The 15014-nt window shown below is 64.0% G+C and carries 15 protein-coding genes; 12 read left to right on the plus strand and 3 right to left on the minus strand.

Features of this window, described 5'->3' with window-relative positions:
- Positions 1–2 precede the first annotated feature (2 nt).
- Positions 3–392 carry a cupin domain-containing protein gene (locus tag NDI89_RS12270; protein WP_277521900.1) on the minus strand — a complete coding sequence of 130 codons (390 nt, stop codon included), beginning with the start codon at positions 390–392 and terminating at the stop codon, positions 3–5.
- 194 nt (positions 393–586) lie between these two features.
- On the opposite strand from NDI89_RS12270, the gene NDI89_RS12275 reads away from it, so the two are divergent.
- Complete coding sequence (locus NDI89_RS12275) at positions 587–862, plus strand: hypothetical protein (protein WP_277521901.1); 276 nt, start codon at positions 587–589, stop codon at positions 860–862.
- A 35-nt stretch (positions 863–897) separates the two neighbouring features.
- Here the strand turns inward: NDI89_RS12275 and NDI89_RS12280 are convergent, their stop codons facing one another.
- Positions 898–1911 (minus strand): MBL fold metallo-hydrolase, encoded by a 1014-nt coding sequence (locus tag NDI89_RS12280; protein ID WP_277521902.1) that lies wholly within the window; start codon positions 1909–1911, stop codon positions 898–900.
- Between the two features lie 707 nt (positions 1912–2618).
- On the opposite strand from NDI89_RS12280, the gene tfe reads away from it, so the two are divergent.
- Genes tfe through NDI89_RS12295 form a run of 3 tightly spaced genes read left to right on the plus strand, consistent with a single transcriptional unit; the run spans position 2619 to position 4610 of the window.
- Positions 2619–3143: a transcription factor E gene (tfe, locus tag NDI89_RS12285; protein ID WP_226006133.1), complete on the plus strand. Its 525-nt coding sequence runs from the start codon at positions 2619–2621 to the stop codon at positions 3141–3143.
- Complete coding sequence (locus tag NDI89_RS12290; RefSeq protein WP_277521903.1) at positions 3143–3838, plus strand: DUF2110 family protein; 696 nt, start codon at positions 3143–3145, stop codon at positions 3836–3838. The genes tfe and NDI89_RS12290 overlap by 1 nt, the downstream gene beginning before the upstream one ends.
- 1 nt (position 3839) lies before the next feature.
- Entirely contained in the window at positions 3840–4610 is a 771-nt protein-coding gene (locus NDI89_RS12295; RefSeq protein WP_277521904.1) for a DUF5803 family protein, read from the plus strand.
- Positions 4611–4656: 46 nt separating this feature from the next.
- On the opposite strand, the gene NDI89_RS12300 is transcribed toward NDI89_RS12295, so the two are convergent.
- Positions 4657–5115 (minus strand): chemotaxis protein CheW, encoded by a 459-nt coding sequence (locus tag NDI89_RS12300; protein WP_277521905.1) that lies wholly within the window; start codon positions 5113–5115, stop codon positions 4657–4659.
- 354 nt (positions 5116–5469) lie between these two features.
- Here NDI89_RS12300 and NDI89_RS12305 point away from each other — a divergent pair, with 354 nt between their 5' ends.
- From NDI89_RS12305 to NDI89_RS12340, 8 genes are all read left to right on the plus strand, one after another.
- Positions 5470–6267 (plus strand): chemotaxis protein CheW, encoded by a 798-nt coding sequence (locus tag NDI89_RS12305; protein ID WP_277521906.1) that lies wholly within the window; start codon positions 5470–5472, stop codon positions 6265–6267.
- A 136-nt stretch (positions 6268–6403) separates the two neighbouring features.
- Positions 6404–6766 carry a chemotaxis protein CheY gene (gene cheY, locus NDI89_RS12310; protein ID WP_006181855.1) on the plus strand — a complete coding sequence of 121 codons (363 nt, stop codon included), beginning with the start codon at positions 6404–6406 and terminating at the stop codon, positions 6764–6766.
- On the plus strand, positions 6763–7971 hold the full coding sequence (gene cheB / locus NDI89_RS12315; protein ID WP_277521907.1) for a chemotaxis-specific protein-glutamate methyltransferase CheB: 1209 nt from the start codon (positions 6763–6765) through the stop codon (positions 7969–7971). Before cheY ends, cheB begins: the two co-directional genes overlap by 4 nt.
- A complete protein-coding gene (locus tag NDI89_RS12320) occupies positions 7964–11665 on the plus strand; it encodes an Hpt domain-containing protein (RefSeq protein ID WP_277521908.1) in 3702 nt (1233 codons plus the stop codon). Before cheB ends, NDI89_RS12320 begins: the two co-directional genes overlap by 8 nt.
- Positions 11666–11699: 34 nt before the next feature.
- Entirely contained in the window at positions 11700–12305 is a 606-nt protein-coding gene (locus tag NDI89_RS12325) for a chemotaxis protein CheC (RefSeq protein WP_226006140.1), read from the plus strand.
- A complete protein-coding gene (locus NDI89_RS12330) occupies positions 12302–13570 on the plus strand; it encodes a chemotaxis protein CheC (protein WP_277521909.1) in 1269 nt (422 codons plus the stop codon). Before NDI89_RS12325 ends, NDI89_RS12330 begins: the two co-directional genes overlap by 4 nt.
- Complete coding sequence (locus tag NDI89_RS12335) at positions 13567–14082, plus strand: chemotaxis protein CheD (protein WP_277521910.1); 516 nt, start codon at positions 13567–13569, stop codon at positions 14080–14082. Before NDI89_RS12330 ends, NDI89_RS12335 begins: the two co-directional genes overlap by 4 nt.
- The gene (locus tag NDI89_RS12340) at positions 14079–14987 is read left to right on the plus strand and encodes a CheR family methyltransferase (RefSeq protein WP_277521911.1); all 909 of its coding nucleotides are present in this window, start codon (positions 14079–14081) and stop codon (positions 14985–14987) included. The genes NDI89_RS12335 and NDI89_RS12340 overlap by 4 nt, the downstream gene beginning before the upstream one ends.
- Positions 14988–15014 lie beyond the last annotated feature (27 nt).

Raw genomic sequence — 15014 nt, forward strand, 5'->3', positions numbered from 1 at the left:
CGTCAGTCCTCCATCCTGGTCGCCATGTGGTCGAAGACGTCCGTGTGCTCTTCGTGCGGGCTAAACAGGACGAACTCCGCGTCATCGTCGCCGACCCAGAGGGTATGGCCCGGCGGCCAGTAGACGAGGTCGCCGGCCTCGTCTACCTCCTCGGAGCCGTCGGAGTACTGGACCGTGATTTCGCCATCGATCACGTACCCCCAGTGTGGGCACTGACACCGATCTTCGTGTAACCCCTCCAGGAGGGGCGTGAGATCGGTCCCGGCGCTGATTCGGAAGTGTTCTGCGGCCATCTCGTCGTCTTCGGTTGCCCCACCGAAGCCCGCTTGATGTTGGACCACTGCGTCCGGCGTTTCCATGACTACTGCTAGCTCTTCTTTGGATTGGTTCATCGTATTCAACTCGAGTCCGACACGTAGGGTACGGGAGAGTGGCGTATGTAGTCACCTCGTGACGACCGGTCATCGGCTGACCGCTCTGCAGTCGATGACCGAGACCATCGAGTCGGGATACACTGCCGAAAACACGGATCTACTGTCACACTCCCACCGAAACGCTTTTGATCACAAACTGGAGAGTTGCAGTCATGTACGAAGTGTCACGAGAGATACTCTACGTGATCGTCGGGGTTCCGATACTCGCGGTCCTCGGGTACGTGATGGTCGTCATGTTGGCTGTAAACCCGTTCGGGTTTTTGATACTCGGGATCTTCCTCCTCCTCGTCGCGCTCGCAGTCGATTCGATGAAATCGGGGGGCGAGCCGCCGGCCCGGATCAACTGTTCGGAGTGTGGCGCACCCAACGACCCCGACCGCGACCGGTGTAAACACTGCGAGGTGCCCCTCGAGTCCGCCGCCGACTGACCCCAACTCCGATCAGAGCGGTGCTCCGCGAGCGGTCACTGCGTCTCGTAGTCCCGAACGCCGTCGTCGATCTCGTAGGAGACGGTCCCCTGTTTCTCGAGCGTCCCGAGCGCCCCGAGCGTATCGAGCACGGGCGCGTGATAGCGGACGTTCCCGACGCGCTCCTCGGCGATCGACAGCGGCGTCGCGGGTTCGATTTCCGCGAGCGCCGCCGCCGTCTCCTCGAGCAGCGCGTCCAGCCGTTCCCGCGTCGTCTCGACGACGCGCTGGGGGTCCTCGAAGACGGGGCCGTGGCCGGGGAAGACGTGCGTCGCGGTCGTCTCGGTCAGCCGGTCCATAGCTTCGTAGTAGGCTTCGACGGCGTCGTAGGCACCGGGATGGAATCCGACCTGGAAGGCCCCGGCGCGGAACGGTTCGATGAGCGCGTCGCCCGCGAAGAGCACGTCCGTGCCCTCGACGGTCGTCTCGAAACACAGGTGGTCGATCTCGTGACCCGGCGTCTCGAAGACCGTGAACTCGCGACCGCCGACGGAGAGGGGGTCGGCGGGATCGATCGGTTGGGCGGTCTCGCGATCGACCAGTCGCCGGTCCCGGCGGCGCGAGTCGAGTTCCTCCTCGATCACCGTCTCGAGGGCGTCGCCGCTGTAGCCCGCCGAGGTCGCCGTCGCTCGAAGCCCGGACTGGACGGCGTCCAGGTCGCCCTCGAGTCGTTCGATTCCCGCCTTCGGCGCGTGAACCGTCGCGCCGGCGGCCCGCAGCGCGGGGAGCTGGCCGATGTGATCGCTGTGGATATGCGTCACGAGTACGTGGTCGACGTCGGCCGGTTCGTAGCCGAACTCGGCGAGGCCCTCGCGCAGTTCCGACTCGCCCTCGTGTTCGGCCCCGCCGGTTTCGTCGGGCGCACCAGCGTCGATCAGGATCGGTTCCGGCCCCTCGAGCAGGTAGGCGGCGACGTGTTTGGGCGGCCAGGGGACGTCGAACTCGAGGCGGTGGATCCGCGAGCGGGCGGCGTCGTCGCGAACGGCGCGACAGGAAGCGTCGGAAGTCATTGTCACGAACAGGTCGATCCAGCGGTATAAGCGTCGCGCTCGAATTTTCTGACGGGTTCCGAAACTGGTGCGGTGATTTCTCTGTTGAACGATACGTGCAGGCACTATCGTTACCGTTGGAAGGTTTTACTGAACTTTCCCAGTGGTTTAAAATAATGGCTGTCGAAGCGATACTGTTCTGGCTCAATATCATCATCGCCCTCCTGTGTAGTCTCCTTTTGGTCCTGGTTTTTTCGGTACTCCCACCGGAGGGCTTGGGTTTCGGTATTGTTTTGCTCTTTCTCATTTCTCCTGCGATCCTTTGGATCGCGATACGACTACGCACGAATGCGTCCGACGATTCGTAAGGCGGGACGGTTATTCTCGCAGAATTACTCGAGAACCGATTTCTGACAGCTGTTTCTGAAGCAGCGATAACGACGGTTACTGACCTGCCCATCCTGGCGGCATGGAATTGCCACGCCCTCCCCAGCCGATTCACTCACTCCCGCTGGTCGTTCGCTCATCCCTCGCACGGCATCGTTGGCCGCCCTCGTTCTCACTCAGGCGGCCAACAGCGTTCGCCACGGCACGTGGTATGATCGGTCCGAGGTACAGGGTATCCCGTCAGTGGTCGCCGGGTTTCGGTGGCGACACACGGATCGCACGCCATCGCAGGCGGGGTCACTTGACAAGCTTTAATGGCTCCATGGCGTTACATACGGGTAATGGCTTTTGAGGACCTGCTCGAGGACCCGGTGATCCAGAAATATTTGCACGAGCTGGTCGGTCCCAAGGGGATGCCCGTCGCGGCGGCACCTCCGGACGGCGAGGTGACCGACGAGGAGCTCGCGGAGGAACTGGACCTCGAGTTGAACGACGTGCGGCGCGCGCTGTTCATTCTGTACGAGAACGATCTCGCCACGTACCGGCGGCTGCGCGACGAGGACTCGGGGTGGCTGACCTACCTCTGGACGTTCGAGTACGACAACATTCCGGAGAACCTCGAGGAGGAGATGTACCGGCTCCGCGAGGCGCTCGACGAGCGCCGGGAGTACGAGCGCAACCACGAGTTCTATCTCTGCGAGATCTGTTCCATCCGCTTCGAGTTCGGCGAGGCGATGGACTTCAACTTCGAGTGCCCCGAGTGCGGCTCGCCGCTGGAATCGATGGACAACAATCGACTGGTCACCGCGATGGACGACCGCCTCGACGACCTCGAGGACGAACTCAACATCGACGCGGACGCCTGATGGTCGTACTCGCAACTAAACTGTACGTCGAGGGCGAGGCCCGCGAGCGGTCACTCGATTCGCTGCGCTCGCTCGTGACCAACGAGATCGGCGAACTCGACGTCGAGTTCGAGATCGGCGTTCGCCACGACGACTTCCCGTCGGTGACGATCGAGGGCGAGGACGCTACCGTCGCGCGGAACGTCCTCCGCGAGGAGTTCGGCGAGATCGTCCCGGATCTCGAGGCCGGCGAGACCTACGTCGGGACGCTCGAGTCCTGGGACGAGGACGGGTTCGTCCTCGACGCGGGGCAGGGCGAAGGCGTGCGGATCCCGGTGGACGAACTCGGGCTCGGCCCGGGATCGGCGACGCAGATCCGAGACCGCTACGGGCTGGTCCAGCACTTGCCCCTCCAGTTCGTCTACGGCGGCGATAGCGACGACGCGGATAGCGAGCCGTCCCGGCTCGCCGACGCCGAGCAGGACCGCCTCTACGAGTGGACCCGCGGCGACGGCCGGCTCAACGTCAACAGCGCGACGCGGGCCGAGGTACGGGCCACGCTCAACCGTGCTGGCCACGCACAGGACTACGTGACCGTCGAGCGACTCGGCCTGCTCGAGCAGAGCGTCATCTGTACCGAGAACACCGATCCGCCGGGGCTGCTCGCCAGCGTCGGCGAGTATCTCCCGGCCGAACTCCGCTGTATCGTTCCCTAGCATGAATCGACGGCTCGTCCTCGCGGCGGTCGCGGTCGCACTTCTCGCAGGGTTAGCGGGATGTTCGGCGCTTTCCGGGGGTATCTCCGACGAGCAGCTCGATCGGGAGGCGGACTACAGCGATCTCCGCGACAGCGATGCCGACGTCGCCATCGATCTCGAGGACGGCAGCCTGATCGAAGACGGCGAGTTCCGGGCGGTCTACGACCTCAACGGCACGGGCGAACTGTCGCTGTACAGATCGTCCCTCTACCGCGACGAACCGTTGGACGTCGATAGCGTCCGCTACTGGTATCCCAACGGTACCGAGCTAACGGGCTCGGAACTCGAGGTCGAACAGGGTCAATCGGAGACGACCGTCCAGGTACCCGACGAGAACGGGACGCTCGCGTTCTCGGGCGAAGCCGGACGGAAGACCTTCCAACTGCCGGCGTACGTCGAGGGCTCCTACGAGGTCACGGTCCCCGAGGGCCACCGGACGTCGAACTTCCTGTTCGGCGACGTCGCGCCGAACGGGTACGAGCGCGAGGTCGTCGACGATCGCGAGCGCCTCTACTGGGAGAGCGTCGACACCACGATCTCGCTTCGATACTATCTCGCGCGGGATATCACGCTGTTCCTCGGCCTCGTCGGGGTCGTCGTCCTGTTCGGCGGGATCGGTATCGCCTACTACTATCGGCAAGTCAGACGGCTCCGCGAGGAGCGAGAGGAGTTCGGCCTCGACGTGGATGCCGGTGACGACTCGGACGGCGGACCGCCCGGCTTTCCGTGATCGATCCCCGTCGAGACGCCATACCGGCTCCGAGACGAAATCCCTCTCAGGCGTGGATCGCCCGCTGATCGAGCCAGAGGACTTCTTCGCCGCCGATATCGAGTCGGCCCTTGACGTGGCTCGTGTCCAGTCTCGGGGCCTCGAGCGACGCAGTTCGGACGGTTCTGGTCACGTCGACGTCGTCGACCAACCATCCGTAGTAGCGGCCGTCGTCGTCGGTGACCGAAAAGACGAGCAGTTTCGGCTCGTCGACGCGGGCAGACGACCGGGACGACGAGCCGACTATCCGGGGAAGGTCGACGACTCTGACCAGTTCGCCGGCGACGGTGATCGTCCCCGCGTTCCACAGATCGTCGGCGTCCGCCAGAGAGGTGCCGTCCGCGACCTCGAGTACGGAGGCCGTCGACTCGGCCTCGACGCAGTATTGCGTCCCCTCGAGACCGAACGTAAGAACTTTTACACTATCGCTGGTGCCGGTCCCGTTACCGTTCGAGGACGTACCCATTCTCCCTGAGGGAGGGGCGTTACGAGAATAAACCTTCCGATGGACTACATCCAATAATACATATATGTATGTGAACGAGAACGATTTCCGAGTGGTGTGAGAAAACCGTATTGTCGTTCGCGTTCGGTGGCGAATCGTCGTGGAGTCGACAACCCCCCCCCCCTCCGAAAGTGTCACTAAGACAACTTTATTTCCGTCATCGAGACGGATACCAATTCGACTCCGTGAGCGACGCCGAAGCGAGCTGGAGGGGCACGGTGAATCGGAGACCGACACCGCATAAAATGACAAATTATCGAACACCCACGGTGGAGTCAACGTTTTATTGATGGAACCTGATACACGAACAGGACCATGGCCCCGGATCTCTCGGAAAAGCTTCTCGGAATGGGAACCGACGACGACCGCACTCGCGACTCGGACGGTGACGAGGATGAGCAGGAGCGACTCGTCCAGTTCATCTTCGTCGGGATCGGTGAACACCGCCTCGCGCTACCGGTCGACGCGGTCAGGACGATCACTGAACCGTCGGACGACTTGACGCGAGTCCCGCGTGCGCCCCCCGCCATCGAGGGCCTGATGGACCTTCGCGGCGAAATTACCGCCGTTATCGATCCGACGGTCCACTTTCCGGTGACCGAATCCCGCCCGGGTCGCGAGCGCCTGCTCGTGCTCGATCGGACGAGCGACCAGCAGTCGGTCGCGATTCGAGTCGACGAGGTCATCGGCGTCGAGACGGTCGCAGAGAGCGACATCCTCCACGCCGACGCGATCGAGGGAAGCGAGTTCTCCGGAGACGTCCTCGAGCATCCCCTACTCGTCGCACTCGTCACCCAGGAGCGGAAGTCACGCCTCGATGTCGGGGGTGCGGTGTCGGACGGGCCCGTCGACGCCGCTGCGAGTGCGGCACCCGAGACGGAGCCCAACGGTGTGTCCGGTGCGGGTGGATCCGCGGCGCTGTCGTCGGCCCACGGAACGGCCGGTGGACTCGGTGAGTCCGTCGGGGAGGCGTTCGAGATCGAACCGACCGAGGAGGCCGCGGAACCGGACGACGGCGGCGAGGACGAGGAATCGATCCAGGAGATCGTCGTCGAAGCGACCGCACTGGTCGATGTCGACCGCCTGCTATTAGCGTCCGGTCAACCCGACTGAATCGAGGAAACGGCCCAGATCTGATATGGCCTTTTGAGCGGTGTCTTCGGGGCGTATTCGACGTTTATCACGACTGATAATCGAGAGAAAGCATTTATGGTAGTTGTATCTCTACGAGAGTTTGGTGTACTACTGAATGTCGACAGGGGTGCTAATCGTAGACGACTCTCATTTTATGCGGAATCTACTGCGTCAGATATTAGAGCAGGATTACCGCATTCTCGGAGAGGCGTCAAACGGCGCTGAAGCCGTCAAACTGTACAAAGAACACGATCCCGACATCGTCATGATGGACATCGTGATGCCCAAATGCAACGGCATCAAAGCGACCGCGGCGATCAAAAAGATCGATCCGGACGCACGCGTCATCATGTGTACGAGCGTCGGACAGCGTGAGAAAATGAAACTCGCCGTGAAGGCTGGCGCGGACGGCTACGTCACGAAACCGTTCGAAGAGCCCAGCGTCAGAAAAGCACTTTCAGACGTCGTCGCTGCATGACGCGAGTACTCGTTGTCGACGACTCGACGTTTATGCGGACAGTCATCGGCAACGCGCTCGAGGCGGCAGACTACGACGTCGAAACGGCCGCAGACGGGTCCGAGGCCATCGAGGCCGTGGCCGCGTTCGATCCCGATGTCGTAACGATGGACGTCGAAATGCCCGAAATGGGCGGAATCGACGCCGTCGAGCGAATCATGACGACGAACCCGACCCCGATTCTCATGCTCAGCGTTCACACTGAACGCGGGGCGGAGGCCACGCTCGATGCGCTCGAGCGTGGGGCCGCGGATTTCCTTCACAAGCCCGACGGTTCCGACTCCCGGAACATCGCGCATCTCAGCGACGAGGTCGTCGAGAAAGTCGACGATCTCGCCGAAGCCGACGTCTCGTCGGTGGCGCTCGCTCGAGCCTCCGCAACGGCCTATGCGACCCGGGCCGGGCGAACCGGCAGTGCAGGCCGAGGCGCCGCTCGCAATGCCGTCGCCGGCGGTGGGGCCGACGTCCCGCTCGGAGGCGACGGCGGACCGTCCGGACCAGAGATGGTCCCCGGAATCGGATCGGAGTCCAACGAGGACGCGACCCCGGTCGCCCTCGAGGGCGACCGGACGGTTGCGCCCACGATCGTCCTCGGTGCGTCGACCGGCGGGCCCAAGATCGTCGAACGGCTGTTCGAACGACTCCCGCCCGAGCTCGGGGCGAAAGTGCTGGTCGTCCAGCACATGCCTCCCGGGTTCACGGAGCGGTTCGCCGACCGGCTCGACTCGCGCAGCGCGTACGACGTGCGCGAAGCCGCAGATCGGGATCGACTCCGTCCCGGCGAGGCCGCCGTCGCGCCCGGGGACTTTCACCTCGAGGTGGCGAACGACGTCGGCGACGCGCTCCGTTTGCGGGTCGACGACGGCGATCGAGTCCACGGCGTCCGGCCGGCGATCGACGTGACGATGAACAGCGCGGCCGAACGGGTTTCGGACGGGCTCTGTGGCGTCGTCCTGACCGGAATGGGCCGAGACGGTGCGGCCGGAATCGAGGCGATCAAGGCCGCGGGCGGTCGGACGATCGCACAGGACGAGGCGACGAGTCCGGTCTTTGGCATCCCCTGTCAGGCAATCGAAACGGGCTGTGTCGACACGATCGCGCCCGCTGACGGCATCGTCGGCGCAATCGTCGACGCGTTTACGACGGACGGTGAGAACGATGACTGATTATCTGACAGACTTCGTTCAGGAAAGCGAAGAACGGATAACGGAACTGAACAACGCCTTGCTCACCCTCGAGCGAGATCCCGATAACGAGGAGGCGATGGAGAACATCTTCCGGATCGCACACACCCTCAAGGGTAACTGCGGGGCGATGGGGCTGGAATCGGCCAGCGATCTCGCCCACGCGATCGAGGATCTGCTCGACGCCGTCCGCGCCGACGAGATCCCGGTGACGACCGAGCTGATGGACAGCATCTTCGACGCGGTCGACGAACTCGAGACGATGGTCGACGAGGTCGCCGACGACGGCGAGATCGAGACCGATCCCTCGGCGACGATCCGAGCGCTTCGGGACCACCTGGCGGAGTCGGACGATGCGGTCGCCGGGATCACGAGGCCCGCGCCCGACGAGATCGCCGACGTCTGTTCGCGGTTCGATCCCCCGGGTGACGACGATCACGACGTCTACCTGGCCCGTCTCGCGATCGCCGAGGAGGCGGGCGTCAACAACGGCAAACTGGTCGTCGATGCGCTGATCGATGCGTTCGATCTGATCGGAACTGATCCGCCTCGCGAGACGATCGAGAGCGCGGAGTACGGGCACCGGTTCGACGCGGTCTTCGCGACGGCGGTCGGTGAGGCCGCGATCGCGTCCGGACTCGAGCCGGTCGAAGAGGTCGACGACTTCGAAATCGTCGACGCCACCGACGGGTTCGACGAGGAGTCGGCCCCAGCACAGCCGGCCGAGGAGTCCGAACCCGGTAGCGGCATCTCGTCCGACGAAGCACAGGACCTCGAGGTCGACGATCTGCTCGACGAGTTCGACGAGTTCGACGACTTGGACGAGATGGTCGAAGACGTCGAGGACGAGGACCTCGACGCGTTCGAGGACATGGGCGAAGCCGGCTCGTTCGACGATCTGCTCGACGACGCAGCCGTCGACGAGCTCGACGCCGAACCGGGCGAACCGCCGGCCGACTCCCTCGAGGACGACGCGAACCTCCCCGAACCGGAATCCGCCGACGCGGCCGGCTCCGGTGTGGAACCGACGGAGGACGCCGAAGACGAGGAAGTCGAGGACGCCGGCGCGGTGTTCAACGAACTCAAAGACGAAGTCGAGATGGTCGGCTTCGACGAGCTCCAGGACGAACTCGAGGAGCTCGAGTTCGACGAGTTCGACGACGAAGAGGAGGTCGATATGGACGAACTCCTCGGCGACGAGGCCGACGACGATTCGTTCCTCGAGGACGTAGAACCGTCCGAAGATGCGGTCGACGACATCCTCGTCGATGCGGATCCCGCCGATGACGGTGAGAGCGCCTCCGACGGGACGGACGCCGTCGAGGCCGCCGGTACCGAGGAGACGACCGCTGGAACGGACGCTGACGTGACGTCGCCGGCGAACGGGGACGGATCCGATGCGACCGACGCGGTCGAGTTCGGTGACGACGACGGCGTCGCGGCGACGGATACCGAAGACGACGCGGCGGCGACGGCGAGCGAGGCGGACGCATCGTCCGCTGACGGTCTCGAGGCGTCATCGTCGACCGAGGACGACGACTCTCAGCCAGCCGATTCGGAAGCCGCCGTGCCGAGCGGCGGGCCGTCTGACGGAACTGATTTCGAATCGGAGACGTCCGACGACGTACTAACCGAGGAGGACGCCGTCGCTGACGCGACGAGTGACGGAGAGGGTGGTGCGGAGACGACGACCGACGAACCGGTCGCTGACGGGACGGTGGCTGACGACACGGTGGCCGACGAAGCCGACAGTGGCGCTGTCGTGGACGCGGACATCGGTGACGATGGCTCGGCCGATGCTGGTGCTGTCGAAGATCCGTCCGATGCGGGTGGTATCGAAGACCCGACAGCGTCGCCCTCTGTTGAGGATGAGTCCGCGGAGGAAACGGCGTCGGGTACCGATACGGACGATGAGAACGAGGAGACAGACGACGCGACCGCGTTCGATTCGGACGAGGTGGCCACGTCTCCGTCGGCCGAAGAGAGCGCCGAACCCGTGGACGAACCCGCGACGGCCGACCTCGAGACCGACGAGAGTGCGACGCCCGACGAGCCGGACGATGCCGCGGAAGCCGAGACCGTCGACGAGTCGGCAAGCGAATCGTTCGGCGACGCCGCCGAGAGCGGATTCGAACCGACGGCGACGTTCGACGACGACCTCGAGTCGGCCGAGGACGACTCGGATCCGTTCGAGGACGCCGGTTTCTCGGACGCCGATGACGACTTCGAGGATGTCGGCTTCTCGGACCCCGATGACGATGCGTTCGACGACCCGCTCGAGGAGCAACCCGACGATGCGTTCGCCGGAACCGACGAGTTCGACACCGCCGACTCCGGCTTCGATTCGACGGCGGATCCCGAAACGGGCGTCGAATCGAGTCTGGACGGCGTCTCGTCGTTCGGCGACGACGCGGTCGAATCGGACGACGACGACGGCGAGGAAGACGTGGTGCGGACCGTCGAAGAGCCGGAGATGGAGATACCGGACATCTCGCTCCCCGAAACGTCCGACCGACCGGACGCCGAGGACGAGGCCGGCCAGATTCAATCGGTCCGGGTCGACGTCGAACAGATCGACTCCCTGCTCACGCTCGTCGAGGGACTGGTGACGAGCCGGGTCCGACTCCGGCACGCGGCGGACGAGACCGACGAGGGAGCGGCCCTCGAGAAGGAACTCGACGCGCTGTCGGACCTGACGACGGATCTGCAGGAGACGGTGATGGACATCCGGCTCGTCCCGCTGCAGACGGTGACCAACCGGCTGCCGCGGGTCGTCCGCGACATCGCCCGCGATCAGGACAAGGAAGTCGCCTTCGAGATGACCGGCGAAGACGTCGAACTCGACCGGAGTATTCTCGACCGGATCGGCGATCCGTTGATCCATCTGGTTCGCAACGCCGTCGACCACGGGATCGAACCGCCCGCACAGCGCGAAGAGGCCGGCAAACCCCGCGAAGGTGCGGTCGAAGTGCGTGCGGAACGGGCGCGCGACCAGGTCACGATCACGGTCGAGGACGACGGGAGCGGACTCGATCCCGATCGGCTGCGGTCCGAGGCAATCGAGGCCGGGGTTCTCGACGCGGCGGAAGCGGAATCCATGCCCGACGGGGACGCCTACGAGTTGATCTTCCATCCCGGCCTCTCGACGGCCGACGAGGTGACGGACGTCAGCGGCCGCGGCGTCGGGATGGACGTGGTCAAACGAACGATCGAGGACCTGGACGGCACCGTCTCGGTCGATAGCGACGAGAGCGAGGGGACCACCGTCACGATGACGCTTCCGGTGACGGTCGCGATCGACGAGATCCTGTTCGTCGAGAGCGGCGGCGAGGAGTTCGGTATCCCGACCAAGGCCGTCCAGGATATCGAACCCGCTACCGCGGTCGAGACGATCGGGAACGAGTCCGTTCTCGCCGGCGAAAACGGCGAGTATCCCGTCATCCAACTGGCCGACGTCCTCGAGACGCCGGCGCCAGGTGGAAACGGCAACGGGATGGTCGTCCGCATTCGCGACGACGTCCGGGAGGTAGCGCTGCACTGCGATCACGTAGAGGGCCAGCAGGAGGTCGTCGTCAAGCCGTTCGAAGGCGTTATGGGCGGCATTCCGGGGCTCAGCGGTGCGACGGTGCGGGGACGAGGGGAAGTAGTCAACATCCTAGACGTGTCAACACTATGAATAAAAGCGAACACCCACACCAACGGAGGAATCCATGACGATGATGGTCGATATACGCAAGCTGAGCTTCATAAACGAGATGGCGAAAGTCGGGACGAACGGCGTCGCCGACAACATGAGCAAACTGACCGGCGAGGACGCCCACATGGAGGTGACGAAGACCAACTTCATCGACGTCGAGGACATCGAGTCACAGCTCGACGGCGGCAAGCGGGTCGGCGTCCGCGTCCGACTGCTGGACCCTCCACACGGGCACATCCTCATTCTCTTCCCCGAGGCGAGCGCGAAGAAGATCACGGCGATCATGCTTCGCGACGTCGTCGATGACATGGGAGACGTCTCCGGCAAGATGGCCCGGAGCGCAGTCGAGGAGATGGGCAACATGATGGCGAGCGGATTCATCGACGGCTGGGCCGACGTGCTCGGGCGGGCGATCGACATCGCCGCGCCCCAGCTCGTCTACGCACCGACGGAAGACATCGTGACCCGGACGGCGAGTCTGGGTGGCGACGACCTCGCGCTGTTCTTCGATTCGGACCTGTCTGTTCCCAGTTACCAGATCGAAGCCGAGATCTACGCCTTCCCGGACCTCGAAGAGTTCGTCGAAATGGTCAACGGCATCGAAGTCCAACCCGCATGAAACTCGACGTCAACGCGCTCGGCACGTTCTACCGGATGGCGCGAGAGGGAGCCGGAATAGCGGCGGGCCGCCTGACCCACATGCTGGACGTCGAAACGAAAGTCGGCGTGACCAAGCTCAACTTCATGCGCGGCGAGGAGATCCGCCGCGAATTCGAGGATTCGACGGACAAAGTCGGCGTGCGGGTCAAGCTGACCGGCGGTATCGAGGGCTACTCCGTGGTCGTCTTCGAGCGCGAGAACGCGCTCCGCATCGTCGAAACGTTGCTCGCCGAAGCCGGCCCCGACGCGGACGTCGACACCGACGTCAGCGACCTCGACGGGTTCGACGAGATGACCGAGAGCGCAGCCACCGAGGTCGGTCACATCATGAACAGCGGGTTCATCGACGGCTGGGCCGACGTCCTCGAGACCGTCATCGACGTCTCGACCCCCGAATTCGTGGAGGGCAAAACCGCCGAGCCGTTCTTCGGCGACATCGACGAGGCGCCGGTCGAGGACGACCTCGCCTTGCTCTTCCAGAGCCGGATCGAAACCGTCGGCACCGAGGTCGGGTTCAACCACTACCTCTTCCCGAAACGCGAGTCGATGTCGAAGCTCCTGGAGCGACTGCGCACCAGCGAGGGCATCGAGTACGACAAACTCGACGGCTTCGACCGGATGGCCGAACGCGGCGCCGAAGAAGTCGCCAAGACGGCGACGACCCTGACCGGGATCGATACCAGCGTCGACATCCGGCGGCTGAACTTCGTCTCGCTCGAGGCGATTCCGGAACAGGTGGCCGACGAGAAACTCGTCGGCGTCGCCTTCGAGTTCGACGGGATGCCGAGCGGCTATCTCCTCTTCCTGTTCGACGAGGAGTCGGCCCACGAGATCGTCGACGCGATGGTTCCCATGGAGATCGACGAGGAGGGCTTCGGCGAGATGGGGACCAGCGCGATCAAGGAACTCGGCAACATCATGGCGAGCGGGTTCCTCGACGGGTGGGCGAACGTCCTCGATACGACGATCGATCACTCGACGCCGGAGTTCATCCACGACATCGGCGCTGCGGCGGTCGACCCGGTGATCATCCAGCTCGGGGAGAACCAGGACTACGCGTTCGTCTTCGACACGGTCGTCGTGGCCGACGGCCGGGAGTTCGACTGCGAAGTGTACGCCATCCCCGACGAGTCGGATCTCGAGCGGGCGCTGAACAACTTGGACGTCGATCGGATCGAAGAAGCGCCGACGACGGCGGAGTTTCAGGAAGTCGATAACACATGAAAACGTACGGCACCGAACCAGGCGCACCGACGCCGGTCCAGGTCGGCATCTCGGAACTGGTCGTCAGCGACGGCGACGATACGCTCAAGTCCTACGGTCTCGGTTCGTGTCTCGCAATCGCGCTGTACGATCCGAACTCCGAAATCGGCGGGTTGGCACACGTCATGTTGCCCGACGGTGACGCTGCGGACAACAGCGACCGCAAGCCGGGCAAGTACGCCGACACGGCGATTCGCGCACTCCTGCGGCGAATGGTCGAGCAGGGAGCCAACTACACCGCCGTCGAAGCGAAGATCGCCGGCGGCAGCGACATGTTCGAGTTCGAGAGCTTCGGCGACGGCGTCGGGCAGCGAAACATCGCCGCCGCGAAGACGGAACTGGAGAAACTCGGCGTCCCGCTCGAGGGGGAAGACGTCGGCGGCGAACACGGCCGTACCGTGGAGTTTACCCCCGGAACCGGCACGCTCACCGTGAAAACGGCCGACGGCGACAACGGAGTGACGGAGTTGTGAGCGGCGACGGTGCTGGCGCCGCCGGCACTGATCCCGATACCGGTACCGACAGTGACAGCGGGACTGCCGACGCCTTCTCGGAGCTGCTAACGTTCGTCGAGGACGAACTGGCCTTCGCGACCAGTCACTACAACGACAGCTACCTCGACCGACGCGTCTCCTCGCGGATGCGGCGCACCCAAAGCGATACGTACGACGCGTACTTCGAGAAACTGCGCACGGATCCGGATGAACAGAACGCGCTGCTCGAGGCACTGAGCATCAACGTCACGGGCTTCTTTCGAAATCCCGACGTCTGGGAGGGGATCCGAACGATCCTCCGAACGCTCTCCGCGAACAACACCACCGTCCGCGTCTGGAGCGCTGCGTGTGCCGACGGTCGGGAACCCTACTCCCTCGCGATGCTCGCCCACGCCGACCCGCAGATCGACGAATCGAACGTTTACGTCCTCGGAACCGACATCAGTTCCCCCGCGCTCGAAACCGCTCGAGCGGGCGTGTACGAGGAATCGCGAACGATCGATCTCGACGATCAGCTCTCTTTTCTCGACGACTACGAAGAGTACGTCGCCGTGGACGGTCGTACCTATCGAATCAACGACGAAATCAAGCGAAACGTCCGCTTCCAGCGCCACGACCTGATCAACGACGAGCCGAAGTCCGGATTCGATCTCGTCACCTGTCGCAACCTCTTCATTTACATCGACAACGAGTACAAGGAGCCGATGCTCGCGACGATCGCCCGATCGCTCCGGACGGACGGCTACCTCGTCATCGGGAAGGCCGAGACGATTCCGCCCACCCTCCAGTCGACCTTCGCCGTCCGCGAGGCTCGCCTCCGAATCTATCAGCGCGAACCGCCCGGAACGGACGGCGCGGCGACCGATCGCGGCTCGGACTCGTAACGCAGGCCGCGGATAGGAACGCCGGAT

Origin of the sequence: Natrinema salsiterrestre (assembly GCF_029502005.1) — an archaeon.
GTDB lineage: Archaea > Halobacteriota > Halobacteria > Halobacteriales > Natrialbaceae > Natrinema > Natrinema salsiterrestre.